Origin of the sequence: Herbaspirillum sp. WKF16 (genome assembly GCF_028993615.1) — a bacterium.
In the GTDB taxonomy this organism is placed as follows: Bacteria; Pseudomonadota; Gammaproteobacteria; order Burkholderiales; family Burkholderiaceae_D; genus Herbaspirillum.
The window spans coordinates 1665679-1682610 of sequence record NZ_CP118632.1 but is presented as its reverse complement, the minus strand read 5'-3'; the positions used below and the strand labels follow the sequence as shown (position 1 = coordinate 1682610).

Genomic DNA, 16932 nt, shown 5'->3' with positions numbered 1-16932 from the left:
TTACGCCTGCAGCGCAGCCTCCAGCGCTGCGATCAGGGCATCGATGGCCATGAGATCGGTCGCGCCCTCGCGCGCTGCCGCTTCGATGCGCTCCAGTTGCAAGACCGTTTGCGCACGTCCCAGGATCAGGGCCGCGCCCTTCATGCGGTGCGCCAGGCGCCTCAGCGCAGCCAGGTCGGCGGCTTCACGCGCGCTGCGCATGTCGGCAAGATCCTGCAGCGATGTGGCGTGGAACAGCGCGTCCAGATCCGTCGCCTCCTCGGATTGCCGGTCGTTGCCGCCGGCAAGCGGCGCGCCGGCTTCGTGGTCGCACCACAGCAAGAGCAACTTCCTGAGTTCCTCCGGCGGCAGGGGCTTGCCAAGGATGCCGTCCATGCCGCTGTCCAGGCACAGGCGCACATGGGCGGCATCCGCTTCGGCGGAGATGCCGATCAGAGGCGTATAGCCGTCGGCGCCGTCGCCCTCCCGCGCGCGCACCTGGCGCGCCACCTCATAGCCGTTCACGTCGGGCAGGTAGCAATCCAGCAGCACCATCTGGTATTGCCGCGCCTCAAGCGCCGCCAGCGCGGAACGGCCGTCCTCGGCGTACTCTGCCCGGCAGCCGAGCCGGCCCAGCTGCCGCCCTATCATGACCCGGCTGGTGGCCGAATCGTCGACCACCAGGATCCATGGACCTTGCGTCTTCATGGCCGCCCTTCCTTTTCATGACTGATGGCCCCGTCCGCGAGGCCGCGCTGCAGGTTCGCCAGCGGGCCCCGCATCTTGAACAGCTCGCTGTCGTTGCGCACGCCCAGCTTGCGCAACGCGGCCTGCTTCTGGCCGCTGATGGTCTTCACGCTACGGGAGAATTTAGCGGCGATCTGCGTGACGCTCATACCGTCCAGGCAGCAGCGCAAGACTTCCTGCTCGCGTGGCGACAACGCCGCGCCATGCGCCGGCGAGCCGTCCGGTGCAAGGACGGCCCCGGCCTGCGGAGGGCCGCTTGCCACCTGCCGGATGACCTGGACCAATTCGCCCAGTTCGCGCGACTTGCCGACGAAACCGGCGGCGCCGGCCTTCAACGCCAGCGCCGTCGTGGCCGGATTGTCATGGGACGACGACACCAGTATCCGGCTGTCCGGAAACCGCACCCTGAGCGCGCGGATCAGGTTCAGGCCGTCGATGTCGTTGCAACCCAGCGCGTAATCGATGAGCAGCACGTCGGCCGGCGTGCTGCGCAGCGCCGCCATCATTTCCCTGCTGGCGGAGAACATGCCCACGACCTGGAAGTCGGGCTCTTCCGCCAGGCGCGCGGCGAGCCCGTAGCGCACTACCGCGTGATCGTCCAGCAGCGCGATACGCACCCTGGTGACCGATGTCCATGTGCTCATGGATTTCCTTTATTGATTGATGCCCCGGGAGGCCTTGACGTTCCGGCATCACTGAGGGATGCCGCCCTGCACGGCGGCCTTTGCGGCCGCCGCCTTCCTGTGTTCGCATTCGGCGCGAGCTGACATGCCGCTGACACGCAGGCCAACCGATCTTTCTTGTGGCGCATTGCCAACCGCCGCGCGTCCACCGACGTTATACCTGCGGCACCCTGCCGTTGGTGCATTACATTTCCTTACAGCCCAAACGAGTCGCTATATTCATACTGGCTCGATAAATTTCGATCGCGAGGCGTCGATGCGACTTGCCCGTATTCCCTTCGCCGCACGTCTTGCCGCGCTGGCGCTGCTCACCTGCGCCGCCGCCGCGAATGCCGCGGAAACGCCGGCCGGAGCCCCCTTGAGCGAGCGGGAGCGTGCGCTGCATGTGCTCGACCGCCTGGCCTACGGGCCTCGTCCCGGCGACCTGGAACAGGTCGAGAAGATGGGCGCCAGGCGCTACGTCGAGCAGCAGCTGCATCCCGAGCGCATCACCCTGCCGCCGGATCTGCAGGCGCGCCTGGCGGCCCTGCCAGCCTTGCAGATGACGCCCTCGCAGCTATTCGTCGAGTACGGCCCGCCCTCGATCGACCGCAGCGCCTCGAAGGAGGAAAAGCAGGCCGCGCGCCAGCGCGCCGGCCGCGAGCTGACGCCGCAATTCCACCAGGCCCGCCTGCTGCAGGCCACCGAGAGCCCGCGCCAGCTGGAAGAAGTGATGACCGAATTCTGGGCCAACCACTTCAACGTCTTCGAAGGCAAGGAGTGGGTGCGCTACTGGGTCGGCGACTATGAGAAGAACGCCATCCGCCCCCATGCGCTGGGCAGCTTCCGCGAACTGCTGGGCGCGGTCGCGCATCATCCCGCCATGCTCTACTACCTCGACAACTGGCTCTCCAGCGGCGCCGGCACGCCGGGCGCGCGCGGCCGCTTCAAGGGCCTCAACGAGAACTATGCGCGCGAGCTGATGGAGCTGCACACCCTGGGCGTGGACGGCGGCTACCAACAGGCCGACGTGGTCGCGCTGGCGCGCATCCTGTCGGGCTGGACCATCGATGTCGACGCCATGAAGGCCGGCGCCGCGCCCTTCGCCTTCAACGCCAGGCGGCACGATGACGCGCCCAAGGTCTTCCTCGGCCAAGCGCTGGCCGCGCGCGGCGACCAGGAGGGCGAGGCGGCGCTGGACATCCTGGCCAGCCAGCCCGCGACGGCGCGCTTCATCTCGACCCAACTGGCGCAATACTTCGTCGCCGACCAGCCCGACCCGGCGCTGGTGCGACAACTGTCGCAGAAGTTCCTGGCCACCCGCGGCGACATCCGCGCGGTGCTGCAGACGCTGTTCGACAGCCGGCAGTTCTGGGCGCGCGCCAACTACCAGAGCCAGTTCAAGACGCCCTACCAGTTCGTGGTGTCGTCCCTGCGCGCCACCGCCACGCCGGTGCTGAACCCGCGGCCGGTCAACGGCGCGCTGGCGCAGTTCGGCATGCCGCTGTATGGCTGGCTCACGCCCGAGGGCTACAAGTATTCGCAAGAGGCCTGGCTGAACCCCGACGCCCTGCTGCGCCGGATCAACTTCGCGGGCGGCCTGGCCAGCGGCAAGTCGCCCATCGCCCGCGCCGAGGGCGAGGCGCCGCCGTCCAATGCCGATGCGAGAGCGACCGACCCGAGGCAACTGCTCGGCACGCTGGGACCGGCCATCGGCGCGAACGCCGCCGCCACGATACAGGCGGCGCCGGCCAATCTCCAGGCTGGCTTGATCCTGGGCAGCCCCGACTTCATGAAACGCTGACCACAGGGACCGACATGAACCGCCGCGACTTCATCCGCTATCTCGGCGCCGCAGGCAGCGGCGCCATCCTGGTGCCGATCGGCCTGTCCGGCTGCGCCGTGGCGCCTACCGGCGATAAGAGCATCAGCCGCGCCACCGCCGCGCCCGGCCCCGCCAGGCTGGCCTACGGCTCGCCCAGGGCGCGCCCGCACGCCGACGGCGACGGCGCCCCGCGCATGGTGGTGGTGTTCCTGCGCGGCGCCGTGGACGGTTTGAACGTGGTGGTGCCGCACGGCGACCCCGAGTACTATCGCGCGCGGCCCACCATCGCGGTGGCGCGTCCCGGGCAACCCGACGGCGCCATCGACCTGACCGGCTATTTCGGATTGCATCCGGCGCTGCATCCCCTGATGCCCTACTGGGAGGGCGGCCAGCTTGCCTTCGTGCATGCGTCCGGCTCCCCCGACGCCTCGCGCTCGCACTTCGAGGCGCAGGACTACATGGAGACCGGCACGCCCGGCCGGCACAACACGCGCGACGGCTGGATGAACCGCCTGATGGGATATCTGCCGCCGTCGGAGTCGCCCCTGCAGGCGCTCTCCCTGGGCGACGCCACGCCGCGCATCCTGAGCGGCGGCAACGTGGTGGCCAACCTGCAGACCGGTCGCGCCGCCGCCCGCCCCGGGCTGATCGACCAGCCGCGCGTGATGCAGGCCTTCGCGCCGCTGTACGGCGGCGACGACCCGATCGCCAGGGCTTATCGCGACGGCATCGCCGCCCGCAAGGAACTGATGGCCGAGATCAACAGCCAGGAACAGCAGGCGGCCAACAACGGCGCGCCGCTGCCCAACGGCCTGGCGCTGGACACCGCGCGCCTGGGCCGGCTGATGCGCAGCGATCCGCGCATCCGCCTGTCCTTCCTCGCGGTGGGCGGCTGGGACACGCACATCAACCAGGGCAACGGCGCCGGCCAGCTGTCGAACCGTCTCGCGCCGCTGGCCAACGGCTTGGCGACGCTGGCGCGCGAGCTCGGCCCGGCCTTCAACGACACGGTGATCGTGGTGGTCTCGGAATTCGGTCGCACCTTCCGCGAGAACGGCAACGGCGGCACCGATCACGGGCATGGCAACGCCATGTGGCTGCTGGGCGGCAACCTGCGCGGCGGCAAGATCTACGGACAATGGCCGGGCCTGGACCAGGCCAACCTGAACGAAGGCCGCGACCTTGCCGTCACCACCGACTTCCGCGCGGTGCTGTCGTCGCTGGCCGAGCGGCACATGCGCATCCGGGATCGGGAGCTGGAAAAGATTTTCCCGCAGTTCGCACCAGGGACGCGGGCGATGCTGGATCTGTTGATCTGAACAAGAAGGTTTGCCGCGTTCGGCCCACGCCAATTGGGCGTGAAAACCGCCGCCGGCTCCCGGCTTGCGCCGGGGTGACGGAAGATGACCTACTCGGCCTCGACGATCCAGGCCGCCTGGATCGCTTCCAGGATCCGCTCGCCCGAGCGGTTGGGATCGTCGTCGAAACCGTCCAGCTCCATCACCCAGCGATGCAGGTCGGTGAAGCGGATGGTCTTGGGATCGATGTTGGGAAATTTATCGTACAGCTCCTCGGCGATCTGCTGGGTATCGGTCCATTTCATGGTCGGCTCCTCTCGGTCCTGGCAGCGATCCTTGCGGCGAAGGGATCAGTGGTTTTCGGAAGCGTGGTTGATCGTGTACTTGGGAATCTCGACGGTGAGGTCATCCTCGCCCAGCACCACCTGGCACGACAGGCGCGACGTCGCTTCCAGGCCCCAGGCCATGTCCAGCAGATCCTCTTCCTTGTCGGTGGGATCGCCGAGCGTATTGAAGCCTTCGCGGATCACCACGTGGCAGGTAGTACAGGCGCAGGATTTCTCGCAGGCGTGCTCGATGTCGACGTCGCTGTCGAGCATGGCGTCGCACAGGGTCTTGCCGGCCGGCGCGTCGATCACGGCGCCGTCGGGGCACAGTACCGGATGGGGAAGGATGACGATCTGAGGCATAGGTTGCTTTCGGTGATTCTGATATTCGGTTGGTGGCGCCGCGGCGCCGATTACGCGACTTCGTCCAGCTTCTTGCCGGCCAGCGCGGCGTGCACGCTGCGGTCCATGCGGCGCGCCGCGAACTCTTCGGTGCCGTGCGCCAGCGCGTCGACCGCGGCCTTGATGGCAAGGTGGTCGCTACCCTTGGCGGATTCCTCCACCGCCGCCACCAGCAGCTCGATGGCGCGGCGTTCCTCTTCGCCCAACAGCGCGGCGTCGGCCTGCAGCGCCGAGCGGGTGGCCAGCACGATGCGCTCGGCCTCGACCTGCTCCTCGCGCAGCGCGCGGCGCTGCATGTCTTCGTCGGCGGAGCTGAAGGACTCCTGCAGCATGCGCGCGATCTCGTCGTCGCCCAGGCCGTAGGACGGCTTGACGCTGATCGAGGCTTCCACGCCCGAGTTGATTTCACGGGCCGACACCGCCAGCAAGCCGTCGGCGTCGACCTGGTAGGTCACGCGGATGCGCGCCGCGCCGGCGGCCATCGGCGGGATGCCGCGCAGCTCGAAGCGCGCCAGCGAGCGGCAGTCGGCCACCAGCTCGCGCTCGCCTTGCACCACGTGGATCGCCATCGCGGTCTGGCCGTCCTTGAAGGTGGTGAATTCCTGGGCGCGCGCGCAGGGGATGGTGGAGTTGCGCGGGATGACCTTCTCGGCCAGGCCGCCCATGGTCTCGATGCCCAGCGACAGCGGGATCACGTCCAGCAGCAGCCAGTCGTCGCCCGGCGCGCGGTTGCCCGCCAGCAGATTGGCCTGCACGGCCGCGCCCAGCGCCACCACCTTGTCGGGGTCGATGTTGGACAGCGGGTTGGTCTTGAAGAACTCGCCCACCGCGCGGCGGATGTGCGGCATGCGGGTGGCGCCGCCGACCAGCACCACGCCGTCGACGTCTTCCACGGTCAGGGCGGCGTCGCGCAGGGCCTTGCGCATGGGCGTGATGGTCTTGGCCACCAGGTGCTGCGTGATCTCGTTGAACTGGGCCGCCGTGATCGTCAGGCGCACTTCCTCGCCGGACTTCAGCGAGGCGTCGATGTGAACCTCGTCCTTGGTCGACAGCAGTTCCTTGACCTCGCGCGCCTTCACCATCAACAGGCGCGTGTCTTCGTCCGACAGCGGCTGAAGCTGGGCCTCATGGCTGATCCAGCAGAACAGGCGATGGTCGAAGTCGTCGCCGCCCAGGGCCGAATCGCCGCCGGTGGCCAGTACCTCGAACACGCCGCGGGTGAGCTTGAGGATGGAGATGTCGAAGGTGCCGCCGCCCAGGTCGTAGACGGCGAAGATGCCCTCGGATTCATTGTCCAGGCCGTAGGCGATGGCCGCCGCGGTGGGTTCGTTCAGCAGGCGCAGCACGTTCAGGCCGGCCAGCTGCGCGGCGTCCTTGGTGGCCTGGCGCTGGGCGTCGTCGAAATAGGCCGGCACGGTGATCACGGCGCCCACCAGGTCGTCGCCCAGGGCGTCTTCGGCGGTCTGGCGCAGCGTGGCCAGGATCTGCGCCGAGACTTCCACCGGGCTTTTCACGCCGGCCACGGTCTTGATCTGCACCATGCCGGGCTGGTCCTGGAAATCGTAGGGCATGTTCTCGGCGTGGGCGATGTCCTTCAGGCCGCGGCCCATGAAGCGCTTGACCGACACGATGGTGTTGCGCGGATCGATGGTCTGCGCGGCCTGGGCCTTGTAGCCGATGTTGGCGTGGCCGTTGGGCAGGTAGCGCACTACCGAGGGCAGCAGCACGCGGCCGTCGTCGTCGGCCAGCACCTCGGGGATGCTGTTGCGCACGGTGGCCACCAGCGAGTTGGTGGTGCCCAGGTCGATGCCCACGGCCAGGCGACGCTGGTGCGGCGCGGTGGACATGCCCGGTTCTGAAATCTGGAGTAAAGCCATAGGTGATGAACTCGTCGTGATTCGCGATGTTATTCGTGGTTATTCAGGCAAGGCCATCCGGATGCCGAGGCCGATGAAAGCGCAGCCTGCCAGGCGGTTCAGATGGACGGAGGCGGAGGCGCGACGGCGGAAGTACGCGCCGACGGCGCCGGAAAACAATGCGATGGCGCTGAAGATGGCGAAGGCCTGGAGGATGAACACCAGCGCCAGGACCAGCATCTGCAGCGGCACGTGGCCGGTTTCGGGGTGCACGAACTGCGGCAGGAAGGCGATGAAGAACAGCGTCACCTTCGGATTGAGCATGTTGGCCAGCACGCTTTGCCAGTAGATGCGCGCCAGCGGCACGCCGGGCGCCCCGCCCTCCGCGGCCAGCGCAATGCCGGCCGAGGCCGAACGCAGCGTGCGGTAGCCAAGGTAGGCCAGGTAGGCGGCGCCGGCATATTGCAGCGCGTGATAGGCCGGCGGATAGGCCTTGATCACGGCGGCGAAGCCGAGCACCGCCAGGAGCGTATGGAAGATCAGCCCCGAGGAGAACCCGGCGGCGGCCACCAACCCCGCCTTGCGGCCCTGCGAAATGCCGCGCGTGAGCACGTAGATGTTGTCCGGCCCCGGCGCGAGCGTGAGGGTCATGGCGGCCAGCAGGAACAGGAAGATATCGGGCATGGGGGGTTCTCAGTAGGGGCTAAGCGCGGATCAGCCTTCGATCAGCGCGAAGGCGTCGCCGATCTCGGCGCCGAACTTGTCGAGGAACATCAGCTGGCGCACCAGCTGGCCGGCCTGCGCGTAGTCGCCGCCGTCCAGCAGCGCCTCGATGCGCCCGATCTCGGCCTTCTTCCCGGCCAGCAGCTCGGCGTTGAGTCGCTCCAGCGCGTCCAGGTCCTTGGCGGCGCGGGCTTCGTCGAGCATCTCGCGCCACTCCATCTGCTGCATCAGGAAGCCCGGCGCCATGGCCGTGTTCGACTCCGTCTGCAGGTCAACGCCGTTGAGCTCGCACAGGTAGCGCGCACGGCGCAGCGGGCTCTTCAGGGTCTGGTAGGCCTCGTTGGCGCGCGTGGCCCATTGCATCGCCACGCGCTTCTCGGCGTCGCTGGCATGGGCGAACTTGTCCGGGTGGGCCTGGCCCTGCACGCGGTGATAAGCCTGCTCCAGCGCGCGGGTGTCGACGGCGAAGCGCTGCGGCAACTGGAACAGGTCGAAATGGTTTTGCATGGCTGAAAAATAAAAAGCCTGTCGGACTTCAACAGGCTTGGCACATCAACGACTGCGAGCAAGACGGCGCTCTTCGCATCATCCGCCATCCTTCCCGGGCGGTGCATCGAACGACGATCGCAGGGCTGTCACGGGATTCGGCTAAGCACTGGCCGCGAGGCGACGCGCGCCGCGCGGCAAAAACCAACATCAGATGCGGAAGCTTTCGCCGCAGCCGCACTCGTCCTTGACGTTCGGGTTCTGAAACTTGAACCCCTCGTTCAAGCCTTCGCGCGCGAAGTCCAGCTCGGTGCCGTCGATGTAGGGCAGGCTCTTGGGATCGACGAAGACGCGCACGCCGTGCGATTCGAACACGGTGTCCTCGGACACCTGCTCATCCACATACTCGAGCTTGTACGCCAGGCCCGAGCAGCCGGTGGTGCGCACGCCCAGGCGCAGGCCGATGCCCTTGCCGCGGCGCTCCATGTACCGGCTGATGTGTTTTGCTGCCTTCTCTGTCAATGTGATTGCCATGATGCCTGCCTTGCTGCTGTCAAAAACGATGTGCGCAGATGCCGATGCCCGATGTGAATCAGGCAGCTTCCTTCTGTTCGACGCCGCGCTTGGCCTTGTAGTCCTGCACGGCGGCCTTGATGGCGTCTTCGGCCAGGATCGAGCAGTGGATCTTCACCGGCGGCAGCGCCAGTTCTTCGGCGATCTGGGTGTTCTTGATCGACAGCGCCTCGTCCAGGGTCTTGCCCTTGACCCATTCGGTCACCAGCGAAGAGGAAGCGATCGCCGAGCCGCAGCCGTAGGTCTTGAACTTGGCGTCCTGGATCACGCCGTCGGCGCCGACCTTGATCTGCAGCTTCATCACGTCGCCGCAGGCCGGCGCGCCAACCATGCCGGTGCCGACGGTCTCGTCGCCCTTTTCAAAGGCGCCGACGTTGCGCGGGTTCTCGTAGTGGTCGAGTACTTTTTCCGAATAAGACATGTTCTTGCTCCTTGAAGATGTTTCACCGCCACCAGCATCTGTTGTTCAAGCTTGCTAGCGGCGGCTGGCAGAATCCTGGTTTAGTGGGCCGCCCACTGGATCGTGGAAATGTCGACGCCGTCCTTGTACATGTCCCACAGCGGGGACAGTTCACGCAGCTTGGCGACCTTGCCCTTGATCAGGTCGACGGTGAAATCGATATCTTCCTCGGTCGTGAAGCGGCCGATGGTGAAACGGATCGAGCTGTGCGCCAGTTCGTCGCTGCGGCCCAGCGCGCGCAGCACGTAGGACGGCTCCAGGCTGGCCGAGGTGCAGGCCGAGCCGGAGGACACGGCGATGTCCTTGATCGCCATGATCAGCGACTCGCCCTCGACGTAGTTGAAGCTCACGTTCAGGTTGTGCGGCACGCGGTGTTCCATGTCGCCGTTGATGTAGGTTTCCTCGATCTCCTGCAGGCCCTTGGCCAGGCGGTCGCGCATCGCGCGGATGTGGGCCAGCTCGCTGTCCATTTCCTCGCGGGCGATGCGGAAGGCTTCGCCCATGCCGACGATCTGGTGCGTGGCCAGGGTGCCAGAGCGCAGGCCGCGCTCATGGCCGCCGCCGTGCATCTGCGCCTCGATGCGCACGCGCGGCTTGCGGCGCACGTACAGCGCGCCGATGCCCTTGGGGCCGTAGGTCTTGTGGGCCGAGAAGCTCATCAGGTCGACCTTCCAGTTCTCCAGGTCGATCTTGACCTTGCCTGTGGCCTGGGCGGCGTCGCAGTGGAACACGATGCCCTTGGAGCGGCAGAACTCGCCGATCTCCGGCACCGGCTGGATCACGCCGATTTCATTGTTGACCAGCATCACGGAGACCAGGATGGTGTCCGGACGCACGGCGGCGGCGATCTGCTCGACCGTCACCAGGCCGTTGTCCTGCGGCTGCAGGTAGGTGGCTTCGAAGCCCACGCGCTCCAGCTCACGGAAAGTGTCCAGCACGGCCTTGTGCTCGGTCTTGACCGTGATGATGTGCTTACCCTTGGTTTTATAGAACTGCGCCGCGCCCTTGATGGCGAGGTTGTTGCTCTCGGTGGCGCCGGAGGTCCAGATGATCTCACGCGAATCGGCGTTGACCAGCTTGGCGACTTCCTCGCGCGCCTCTTCCACGGCCTTCTCGGCCGTCCAGCCGTACATGTGGCTGCGCGACGCCGGATTGCCGAACTGCTCGCGCAGGTACGGGATCATCTTGTCGGCCACGCGCGGATCGACCGGGGTCGTGGCCGAGTAGTCCATGTAGATCGGGAAGTGCGGAGCCTTGATGGTCTCCAGCAGGCTTTTTTCGAGAGGTGCGTTCATATGTGTTCTTGCTCCAAAATCAGGCTGCGGCTTGCGGGCGGTGCATCACCACCACGCTCTGCTTGTCGGCCGGACGGGCGTCCGCCGACTTGTGTTCTTTCTGCTGGTCGACCAGGTCCTGCAGCGAAACGGAATCCAGGTACTCGACCATCTTCTCGTTCAGGGTCGACCACAGGTCGTGCGTCATGCAGCGCGTGCCGCCGGGATGGGCCGCGCTGTGGCAATTTTCCTTGCCGCCGCACTGGGTCGCATCGAGGGGCTCATCGACGGCAATGATGATGTCGGCCACCGACACATCGGCCGCCTTGCGCGCCAGGTTGTAGCCGCCGCCGGGGCCGCGTACGGACTCGACGATCTGGTGGCGACGCAGCTTGCCGAACAGCTGCTCCAGATATGATAAAGAAATTTCCTGGCGCTCGCTGATCGCGGACAGCGTGACGGGACCGTTGCCCTGGCGCAAAGCCAGGTCGATCATCGCAGTCACGGCAAAACGGCCTTTGGTGGTGAGACGCATGAATTCCTTGCTCCAGAAACAAGTGGATCTTGATTCCCTGAATTCCCGAATATTTGAGTCAAGTATATCAAACCCGAGTAAATCTGTCAGGTACCAAATTGGGCCGAAACAGGAAAATCAAGCCGGCAGTTGGCGCCATATGTCGAAATCGCGCCAATTTCACGCTTCCCTCCGGCATTTCCGTTCGATTGCCGTTTATCGATCTGGTAAGATGTCCAAACACTTTTTCATCTGGCGGCCCGCGGAGCGGCTGAAAAACCACAAGATCGAAGCGATCCCGCGCCGCACTTCAATTACAACGACATGGATGTAAGCGATACCCCCAACCCGCTGCTGCGCCCGCGCCGCAAGACCCAAAGCCTGTCGCAGGAAGTGGTGGCCGCGCTGACCGAAATGATCGCCAAGGGCAGCCTGCAGCCCGGAGACAAGCTGCCGACCGAGTCCGAGATCATGCAGAGCCAGGGCGTCTCCCGCACCGTGGTGCGCGAGGCCATCTCACGCCTGCAGGCGGCCGGCCTGGTCGAGACCCGGCACGGCATCGGCACCTTCGTGCTGGAGGTCAAGAAGGGTTCCAACATCAACATCGACCCGGCCACCATCACCACCATGCGCGACCTGCTGGCGCTGCTGGAGCTGCGCATCAGCCTGGAGACCGAGACTGCGGGCCTGGCTGCGGCGCGGCGCACCGAGGAGCAACTGCGCGAGATCCGCGAGGCGCTGGATGCCTTCCGCGAGAACCAGTTGGCCGGCGGCGACACCGTGGGTCCGGACTTCCGCTTCCACTTCTCGATCGCCAACGCCACCGGCAACCGCTATTTCATCGAGATCATCAGCCACCTCGGCATGGGCGTGATCCCGCGCAAGCGCCTCAACACGGCGGAGCTGGCGCACGACCAGCAGGCCAGCTACCTGGACCGCGTGCAGCGCGAGCACGAGGACATCTACGAAGCCATCGCCCGCGGCGACACCGAAGCCGCGCGCGCCGCCATGCGCAACCACCTCACCAACAGCCGCGAGCGCCTGCGCCGCGCGCAGCAGGAAGCCGAATCGGGCGCCGTGGCGCCGACCTCCTGAGCACCCCCTCGCCCTCTTCTCCTGCCGGGGGCGGCCGCAAGCCGGCCGCCCCCCGGCGATAAACACCCCGCCTCGCTTCGCCGCAACAACCACGCCACAAAAAGTGCTGGATTTCTGCAATCTCATGTTGTACGATGACTGATATCCTATTAGGATAGAAGCATAAAAACAAAAAACACAGATTCATCCATCCAATTCTTACGGCGTTGAGCGAAACCATGTCCATGTACACCCCCCAAGACCTCAAACAGATCCTTTCTTCCGGCCTGCTGTCGTTCCCGCTGACCGACTTCGACGAGCAAGGCGACTTCCGCCCGAAGACCTACATCGAGCGCCTGGAATGGCTGGCCCCATACGGCGCCAGCGCCCTGTTCGCCGCCGGCGGCACGGGTGAATTCTTCTCGCTGGTCCCGGGCGAGTACTCGGACATCATCCGCACCGCCGTCGAGACCTGCCGCGGCAAGGTGCCCATCATCGCCGGCGCCGGCGGCTCCACCCGCGCCGCCATCGCCTATGCGCAGGAAGCCGAACGCCTGGGCGCGCACGGCATCCTGCTGATGCCGCACTACCTCACCGAAGCCAGCCAGGACGGCATCGCTGCCCACGTCGAGGCAGTCTGCAAATCGGTCAAGTTCGGCGTCATCATCTACAACCGCGCGGTATGCAAGCTCAATGCCGAAACCCTGCAAAAGCTGGCCGACCGCTGCCCCAACCTGATCGGCTTCAAGGACGGCGTCGGCGAGATCGAGCCGATGGTTCACATCCGCCGCAAGCTGGGCGACCGCTTCACCTACCTGGGCGGCCTGCCGACCGCTGAAGTCTATGCCGCCGCCTACAAGGCGCTGGGCGTGCCGGTGTACTCCTCGGCCGTGTTCAACTTCATCCCCAAGACCGCCGTGCAGTTCTACGAAGCGATCGCCAAGGACGACCACGCCACCGTGGGCCGCCTGATCGACGACTTCTTCCTGCCCTACCTGGAGATCCGCAACCGCAAGGCCGGTTATGCCGTCTCCATCGTCAAGGCCGGCGCCAAGATCGTGGGCCACGACGCAGGCCCGGTGCGTACCCCGCTGACCGACTGCACGCCGCAAGAACACGAAGAGCTGGCGGCGCTGATCAAGAAGCTCGGCCCGCAATAAGCCGCCGCATCCCTCAAGGGGCCACAGGAAACTGCGGCCCTTTTTTGCATTTGCGCGCCCTCGCGCGCACCTCATTACAACGCAAGGAGAACCGAATGACCCAGTTTGCGAACCTGATCAACGGCGAATGGCTGCAAGGCGCCAGCGTCAACAAGAACATCAATCCCTCCGACCTGTCGGACGTGATCGGCGAATACGCCCAGGCCGATGCGGCCCAGACCGACACCGCGATTGCCGCCGCCCACGCGGCCTTCCCGGCCTGGAGCATCGGCAGCATCCAGGCTCGCGCCGATGCGCTGGACAAGATCGGCGCCGAGATCCTGGCGCGCCGCGAAGAGCTGGGCGCCCTGCTCTCGCGCGAAGAAGGCAAGACCCTGCCGGAAGGCATCGGCGAAGCCACCCGCGCCGGCAACATCTTCAAGTTCTTCGCCGCCGAGGCGCTGCGCATCCGCGGCGACAAGCTGGCTTCGGTGCGCCCCGGCATGGATGTGGAAATCACCCGTGAGCCGCTGGGCGTGATCGGCATCATCGCGCCGTGGAACTTCCCGCTGGCCATCCCCGCCTGGAAGATCGCGCCGGCACTGGCCTACGGCAACACCGTGGTGTTCAAGCCGGCAGAACTGGTGCCGGGCTCGGGCTGGGCCATCGCCGACATCATCAGCCGCTCGGGCATCCCGGCGGGCGTCTTCAACCTGGTCATGGGCCGCGGCTCGGTGGTCGGCCAACGCTTCATCGACGACCGCCGCGTGGCGGGCATCTCCTTCACCGGCTCGGTCGCCACCGGCAACCGCGTGGCGCAGGGCGCGATTGCGCGCATGGCCAAGTTCCAGCTGGAGATGGGCGGCAAGAACCCGATGGTGGTGCTGAACGACGCCGACCTCGACGTCGCCGTCACGGCCGCCGTGCAAGGCGCCTTCTTCTCCACCGGCCAGCGCTGCACGGCGTCGAGCCGCCTGATCGTCGAGAAGGGCATCTACCCGCGCTTCATCGAAGCCGCGCGCGAGCAGCTGGCCAAGGTCAGGGTCGGCCACGCGTTGCAAAAGGAGACCCACATCGGCCCCGTGGTCGACCAGTCGCAGCTGGATCAGGACATGTCCTACGTCGCCATCGGCCGCGATGAAGGCGCCAAGCTGGTCTCCGGCGGCGAACGCATCGCGCGCGAGACCGAGGGCTTCTACATGGCGCCGGCCCTGTTCGCCGACGCCCACAACGACATGCGCATCTCGCGCGAGGAAATCTTCGGCCCGGTGGCCGCCGTGATCCCGGCCGACAACTACGAGCACGCCCTGCAGCTGGCCAACGACACCGAGTTCGGCCTGTCCTCGGGCATCTGCACCACCTCGCTGAAGTACGCCACCCACTTCAAGCGCCACGCCCAGGCCGGCATGGTGATGGTCAACACCGCTACCGCCGGCGTCGACTATCACGTGCCCTTCGGCGGTCGCAAGGGTTCCAGCTACGGCGCGCGCGAGCAAGGCACCTACGCCGCCGAGTTCTACACCACGGTGAAGACCTCGTACACGCAAGCCTGATCGCGGTAACGACGCACCGGCAGGACGAAAAAAAACCTCCGTCGCAAGACGGAGGTTTTTTCGTTTGCACCCGGTTGCCGGCGCGTCAGAACTCTTCCCAATCCTGGCTATCGTCCTTGGCGCGGCTGCTGCCCGCGGCGGGCTTGGCGGCTGGCGTCGGCAGCTTGGGCGCGGCTGCGGCTGCGGGCTTGGGCGCGGCGGCAACGGGCGCAGGAGCGGCAACCGGCGCGGCGGCGCGCCTGGCCGCCGGCGCCGGGCGCGCTGTCACGGTGGCGGCATGCGCATCGATCTTGAAGATGCTGACCGCGCCCACCAGCTTGGTGGCCTGCGCCTGCAGCGACTGCGCGGCGGCGGCAGCCTGCTCCACCAGCGCGGCGTTCTGCTGGGTCACCTCGTCCATCTGCGTGATGGCCTGGTTCACCTGCTCGATGCCGGTGCTCTGTTCGCGGCTGGCCTCGGCGATCTCGCCGACGATGTCGGTGACGCGCTGCACGCTGTCGACCACCTCGCTCATCGTCATGCCGGCCTGCTCGACCAGCTGGCTGCCGGCCTCGACCTTGGCGACCGAGTTGTCGATCAGGCCCTTGATTTCCTTGGCGGCCGCCGCCGAGCGTTGCGCCAGCGAACGCACTTCTGACGCCACCACCGCGAAGCCGCGGCCCTGCTCGCCGGCGCGCGCGGCTTCCACCGCCGCATTCAGCGCCAGGATGTTGGTCTGGAAGGCGATGCCGTCGATCACGCTGATGATGTCGACGATCTTGCGCGAGGACTCGTTGATCGCCTGCATGGTGTCGACCACCTGCGACACCACCTCGCCGCCCTTGCTGGCGGTGGTCGAAGCGGAGTGCGCCAGCTGGTTGGCCTGCATCGCGTTCTCGGCGTTCTGGCGCACGGTGCCGGTCAGTTGCTCCATCGACGCCGCGGTCTCTTCCAGCGAGCTGGCCTGCTGCTCGGTGCGCGAGGACAGGTCGAGGTTGCCGGCAGCGATTTCCTTGGCGCTGGTGTCGATGCTCTCGGAGCTGCCGCGCACGCCGGCGACGGTGCCCAGCAGGCTCTGCTGCATGCTGCGGATGGCCGAGAACAGGCGGCCGATCTCATTGGTGCTGTGCACCTCGATCTTCGCGGTGAGGTCGCCGTTGGCGACCTGGTCCAGCAAATGCACCGCGCGGTTCAGCGGCGTGATGACGATGTTGCGCAGCATGAAGTGCACCACCAGCACCAGGATCATCGCGCCGACCAGGCCGATCGCCACCAGCCAGACCACCATGTTGTACTCGCGGCTGCGCTCGTCGGCGACCTTGTCGCTCAGCTCCATGGCGCGCTTCTGGTACTTCTCCAGCGCTACGGAAAAACGCGTGCCGCTGGGGCTGATCTGCTTGGTGTTGAGCACCGAATAGGCAGCGACATCGCCGGCCTTGAGCAGGGTATCGGCTTGCTTGAGGTTATCGTTGAGGATCTTGGCCGACTCGAGCAATTCGGTCCTGATTGCCGGATCCTGCCCCTCCAGGTCGGGCAGCTTGGCAAACTCATCGACGAATTTCAGGCCGCGCTCGTAGCTCGCCTGGGCGCTCTTGTAGGCCGCCTCGGCCACCGCCTGGTCGCCCTTCTCCATCGCCGTCGCATAGACGCGGGTCTGGGCCGCGCGAGTGCGGGTGGTGTCCTTGTAGGCGTCGTTGATCACCAATGTGCGCTGGGCCAGCTGGTGGACGTACTCGGTGGCCCCGTTGGCCCGTCCCAGGGCAAAGATGCCCACGCCGGCGCCGACCACGATCATGCATGAAAACAGCGCCAGCGCGCTCATCAGGCTGAAGCGAACCGTCAGATTTCGCATTCCCTCTCTCCGCTTAATTTTTGTACAACACAAATGACAATGGAAAAAACATTGCTGCAGAAGATACAGCAAGACGCCATTTGCCCAAGAGTCCAGCAAATTGGCGAAAACGGCCCTATTTCCCCGTTAGGCCCGTGGGGATGCACTATCCCCGTGTCGATTTTGCAATGAATGGCGAACGCCGTGTCTGTTCTGGATCAAGGCGCGTGC

General features: G+C 66.2%; 17 protein-coding genes. 5 read left to right on the top strand and 12 right to left on the bottom strand.

Features of this window, described 5'->3' with window-relative positions; genetic code table 11:
* Together Herbaro_RS07510 and Herbaro_RS07505 are read right to left on the bottom strand one after the other, a co-directional pair.
* Complete coding sequence (locus tag Herbaro_RS07510) at window positions 1-687, bottom strand: response regulator (protein WP_275013206.1); 687 nt, start codon at window positions 685-687, stop codon at window positions 1-3.
* Window positions 684-1370, bottom strand: coding sequence for a response regulator (locus Herbaro_RS07505; RefSeq protein WP_275013205.1), 687 nt, complete (start codon window positions 1368-1370; stop codon window positions 684-686). The genes Herbaro_RS07510 and Herbaro_RS07505 overlap by 4 nt, the downstream gene beginning before the upstream one ends.
* Window positions 1371-1665: 295 nt before the next feature.
* On the opposite strand from Herbaro_RS07505, the gene Herbaro_RS07500 reads away from it, so the two are divergent.
* Both Herbaro_RS07500 and Herbaro_RS07495 read left to right on the top strand, forming a co-directional pair.
* On the top strand, window positions 1666-3192 hold the full coding sequence (locus tag Herbaro_RS07500; protein ID WP_275013204.1) for a DUF1800 domain-containing protein: 1527 nt from the start codon (window positions 1666-1668) through the stop codon (window positions 3190-3192).
* 14 nt (window positions 3193-3206) lie between these two features.
* A complete protein-coding gene (locus Herbaro_RS07495; RefSeq protein ID WP_275013203.1) occupies window positions 3207-4532 on the top strand; it encodes a DUF1501 domain-containing protein in 1326 nt (441 codons plus the stop codon).
* Between the two features lie 89 nt (window positions 4533-4621).
* Here the strand turns inward: Herbaro_RS07495 and iscX are convergent, their stop codons facing one another.
* The 9 genes from iscX to iscR form a co-directional block, all read right to left on the bottom strand.
* Window positions 4622-4816, bottom strand: a complete 195-nt coding sequence (gene iscX, locus Herbaro_RS07490; protein WP_275013202.1) for a Fe-S cluster assembly protein IscX — start codon at window positions 4814-4816, stop codon at window positions 4622-4624.
* A 45-nt stretch (window positions 4817-4861) separates the two neighbouring features.
* Window positions 4862-5200, bottom strand: a complete 339-nt coding sequence (fdx, locus tag Herbaro_RS07485; RefSeq protein ID WP_275013201.1) for an ISC system 2Fe-2S type ferredoxin — start codon at window positions 5198-5200, stop codon at window positions 4862-4864.
* A 50-nt stretch (window positions 5201-5250) separates the two neighbouring features.
* On the bottom strand, window positions 5251-7116 hold the full coding sequence (hscA, locus tag Herbaro_RS07480) for a Fe-S protein assembly chaperone HscA (RefSeq protein WP_275013200.1): 1866 nt from the start codon (window positions 7114-7116) through the stop codon (window positions 5251-5253).
* Between the two features lie 39 nt (window positions 7117-7155).
* Window positions 7156-7779 (bottom strand): LysE family translocator, encoded by a 624-nt coding sequence (locus Herbaro_RS07475; protein ID WP_275013199.1) that lies wholly within the window; start codon window positions 7777-7779, stop codon window positions 7156-7158.
* Window positions 7780-7809: 30 nt separating this feature from the next.
* Window positions 7810-8325 (bottom strand): Fe-S protein assembly co-chaperone HscB, encoded by a 516-nt coding sequence (hscB, locus tag Herbaro_RS07470; RefSeq protein ID WP_275013198.1) that lies wholly within the window; start codon window positions 8323-8325, stop codon window positions 7810-7812.
* A gap of 189 nt (window positions 8326-8514) precedes the next feature.
* Window positions 8515-8838 (bottom strand): iron-sulfur cluster assembly protein IscA, encoded by a 324-nt coding sequence (iscA, locus tag Herbaro_RS07465; RefSeq protein WP_275013197.1) that lies wholly within the window; start codon window positions 8836-8838, stop codon window positions 8515-8517.
* 58 nt (window positions 8839-8896) lie between these two features.
* The gene (iscU, locus tag Herbaro_RS07460; protein WP_275013196.1) at window positions 8897-9298 is read right to left on the bottom strand and encodes a Fe-S cluster assembly scaffold IscU; all 402 of its coding nucleotides are present in this window, start codon (window positions 9296-9298) and stop codon (window positions 8897-8899) included.
* A gap of 80 nt (window positions 9299-9378) precedes the next feature.
* Window positions 9379-10632 carry an IscS subfamily cysteine desulfurase gene (locus Herbaro_RS07455; RefSeq protein ID WP_275013195.1) on the bottom strand — a complete coding sequence of 418 codons (1254 nt, stop codon included), beginning with the start codon at window positions 10630-10632 and terminating at the stop codon, window positions 9379-9381.
* Between the two features lie 19 nt (window positions 10633-10651).
* Window positions 10652-11146: a Fe-S cluster assembly transcriptional regulator IscR gene (gene iscR / locus Herbaro_RS07450; RefSeq protein WP_275013194.1), complete on the bottom strand. Its 495-nt coding sequence runs from the start codon at window positions 11144-11146 to the stop codon at window positions 10652-10654.
* Between the two features lie 303 nt (window positions 11147-11449).
* Here iscR and Herbaro_RS07445 point away from each other — a divergent pair, with 303 nt between their 5' ends.
* The 3 genes from Herbaro_RS07445 to Herbaro_RS07435 all read left to right on the top strand — a co-directional run bounded on the left by Herbaro_RS07445 (window position 11450) and on the right by Herbaro_RS07435 (window position 14891).
* Complete coding sequence (locus tag Herbaro_RS07445) at window positions 11450-12220, top strand: FadR/GntR family transcriptional regulator (protein ID WP_275013193.1); 771 nt, start codon at window positions 11450-11452, stop codon at window positions 12218-12220.
* A gap of 224 nt (window positions 12221-12444) precedes the next feature.
* Window positions 12445-13359 (top strand): 5-dehydro-4-deoxyglucarate dehydratase, encoded by a 915-nt coding sequence (gene kdgD, locus Herbaro_RS07440; protein WP_275013192.1) that lies wholly within the window; start codon window positions 12445-12447, stop codon window positions 13357-13359.
* 95 nt (window positions 13360-13454) lie between these two features.
* Window positions 13455-14891, top strand: coding sequence for an aldehyde dehydrogenase family protein (locus tag Herbaro_RS07435; protein ID WP_275013191.1), 1437 nt, complete (start codon window positions 13455-13457; stop codon window positions 14889-14891).
* An 85-nt stretch (window positions 14892-14976) separates the two neighbouring features.
* Here the strand turns inward: Herbaro_RS07435 and Herbaro_RS07430 are convergent, their stop codons facing one another.
* Complete coding sequence (locus Herbaro_RS07430) at window positions 14977-16722, bottom strand: methyl-accepting chemotaxis protein (RefSeq protein ID WP_275013190.1); 1746 nt, start codon at window positions 16720-16722, stop codon at window positions 14977-14979.
* Between the last annotated feature and the right edge of the window lie 210 nt (window positions 16723-16932).

What these genes read in the sequence shown, in the direction of transcription:
- Herbaro_RS07510 (WP_275013206.1), bottom strand. Translation starts at nt 687, where the DNA reads ATGAAGACGCAAGGTCCATGGATCCTGGTGGTCGACGATTCGGCCACC.
- Herbaro_RS07505 (WP_275013205.1), bottom strand. Translation starts at nt 1,370, where the DNA reads ATGAGCACATGGACATCGGTCACCAGGGTGCGTATCGCGCTGCTGGAC.
- Herbaro_RS07500 (WP_275013204.1), top strand. Translation starts at nt 1,666, where the DNA reads ATGCGACTTGCCCGTATTCCCTTCGCCGCACGTCTTGCCGCGCTGGCG.
- Herbaro_RS07495 (WP_275013203.1), top strand. Translation starts at nt 3,207, where the DNA reads ATGAACCGCCGCGACTTCATCCGCTATCTCGGCGCCGCAGGCAGCGGC.
- iscX (WP_275013202.1), bottom strand. Translation starts at nt 4,816, where the DNA reads ATGAAATGGACCGATACCCAGCAGATCGCCGAGGAGCTGTACGATAAA.
- fdx (WP_275013201.1), bottom strand. Translation starts at nt 5,200, where the DNA reads ATGCCTCAGATCGTCATCCTTCCCCATCCGGTACTGTGCCCCGACGGC.
- hscA (WP_275013200.1), bottom strand. Translation starts at nt 7,116, where the DNA reads ATGGCTTTACTCCAGATTTCAGAACCGGGCATGTCCACCGCGCCGCAC.
- Herbaro_RS07475 (WP_275013199.1), bottom strand. Translation starts at nt 7,779, where the DNA reads ATGCCCGATATCTTCCTGTTCCTGCTGGCCGCCATGACCCTCACGCTC.
- hscB (WP_275013198.1), bottom strand. Translation starts at nt 8,325, where the DNA reads ATGCAAAACCATTTCGACCTGTTCCAGTTGCCGCAGCGCTTCGCCGTC.
- iscA (WP_275013197.1), bottom strand. Translation starts at nt 8,838, where the DNA reads ATGGCAATCACATTGACAGAGAAGGCAGCAAAACACATCAGCCGGTAC.
- iscU (WP_275013196.1), bottom strand. Translation starts at nt 9,298, where the DNA reads ATGTCTTATTCGGAAAAAGTACTCGACCACTACGAGAACCCGCGCAAC.
- Herbaro_RS07455 (WP_275013195.1), bottom strand. Translation starts at nt 10,632, where the DNA reads ATGAACGCACCTCTCGAAAAAAGCCTGCTGGAGACCATCAAGGCTCCG.
- iscR (WP_275013194.1), bottom strand. Translation starts at nt 11,146, where the DNA reads ATGCGTCTCACCACCAAAGGCCGTTTTGCCGTGACTGCGATGATCGAC.
- Herbaro_RS07445 (WP_275013193.1), top strand. Translation starts at nt 11,450, where the DNA reads ATGGATGTAAGCGATACCCCCAACCCGCTGCTGCGCCCGCGCCGCAAG.
- kdgD (WP_275013192.1), top strand. Translation starts at nt 12,445, where the DNA reads ATGTACACCCCCCAAGACCTCAAACAGATCCTTTCTTCCGGCCTGCTG.
- Herbaro_RS07435 (WP_275013191.1), top strand. Translation starts at nt 13,455, where the DNA reads ATGACCCAGTTTGCGAACCTGATCAACGGCGAATGGCTGCAAGGCGCC.
- Herbaro_RS07430 (WP_275013190.1), bottom strand. Translation starts at nt 16,722, where the DNA reads ATGCGAAATCTGACGGTTCGCTTCAGCCTGATGAGCGCGCTGGCGCTG.